Origin of the sequence: Spirillospora sp. NPDC000708 (assembly GCF_040299565.1) — a bacterium.
Classification (GTDB): domain Bacteria; phylum Actinomycetota; class Actinomycetes; order Streptosporangiales; family Streptosporangiaceae; genus Spirillospora.
In genome coordinates this window covers 1-1276 of record NZ_JBEPCJ010000243.1, presented here as the reverse complement: position 1 = coordinate 1276, position 1276 = coordinate 1, and the positions used below count along the sequence as shown (strand labels likewise).

Here is a 1276-nt window from a genome sequence, read left to right as displayed (position 1 = left end):
ACCGCCATAAGGGAGACTAGCTTGACCATTCAAGTCGGTATCAGGGCTTGTCGTATCATAAATAACACCACTTGAATCGGTCGCAAGATTAGTGGTCTTTGGAATGACCGTTAAAAGGTTGGCAAGATTGGTCTTGACTCCTTGTGCCATATCAATATCCGTTGTGATAAAAGAGGCGAGAACAGGGATTTGAAAATTCGTATTATGTACGACGATTTGATAATTGAGATTGACATTATTTGCCCCGTAGTAGAGGGCGACAATCGAGTTTCCGTCGGAGTTGGCAATGTTTTGTTCGCCTGTAAAAGCGAGGCCAATCGGACAATCGGACGTACTTTCTTTGGGGGCTTGCCAGCTTGATTCATCTGTTGAGATGACTTTATAGATCAAATCTAGATTGGTTCCGGCTAGGGTCCTTCCAACATTAGTAATTCGTCCAGAATCTCCTGCATTCATAGTATAAGTGGTCGCAGGTATGGGCGGGCCGTCCGTTTGTCCAAAGTTTTCAGTACTGATTTGACCTGTTGTTTGACCTGTGATTGGAATAACCTCTGTATTTGCTGACCAATGAAGACCATCAGGCGTTAAAAAGTTATTTGGCACAAGGTTGTTAGCCTTGATTGTAATATTGACATCATCCAGTGTGGACGGACCCGTAATGTCATTGGCGACTGAACCGGTCGCAGAAATCGAGCTTATTGCAGGGTCTTGACCATTGGCTTGGCTGGCAATTGAACCATTTGTGAGAGCAGGACTTATGATTGTTCCGCTCGCCGATAGGCTTGAAGCAATTGTGACATTTGCTTTTGATGAATCAAGAGGAACACTTGGGGCTTTTGAAGTTGAGGCCTTTGAACTCAATGAAGCTGAAACCTCTGAAGAATTAGAGCTTGCTTCTACACTTGAAGACTGAGCCGAACTGGTTGAAGATGATGAAACTGAACTGGCGCTTAGTGTTGTGCTTGCCTGCGAAGTTAGTGAGTTTGCCTCTTTAGTTTGCGTTTCTGCCTGTGAACTTCCTGTATTTCCTTCGGTTGTCGAATCAGACACGGCAAGAGAAGAATTTACAGTTGGATCGGTGACAGCTTCAGTTTGACTTGGTGGGGTAACAGCCGAATTTTCATCAGCCTTTACTGCTAAAGGCAGACTAGTCACTAACAAACTTAAAAGAATTCCAGTGCTAAGTAACCAAAATTTACTTGATGACTTCATCTGAAAGTGCTTTTTCTGATTTTCCAATGCAAAACCTCCTTTTAGTGAATATTTTTTGTTTTCT

The 1276-nt window shown here is 43.1% G+C and carries 1 protein-coding gene; it reads right to left on the bottom strand.

Features of this window, described 5'->3' with window-relative positions; translation table 11 throughout:
• Positions 1-1276: hypothetical protein (locus ABT299_RS52705; protein WP_500255485.1), on the bottom strand; the 1276-nt coding region annotated here is incomplete at both ends.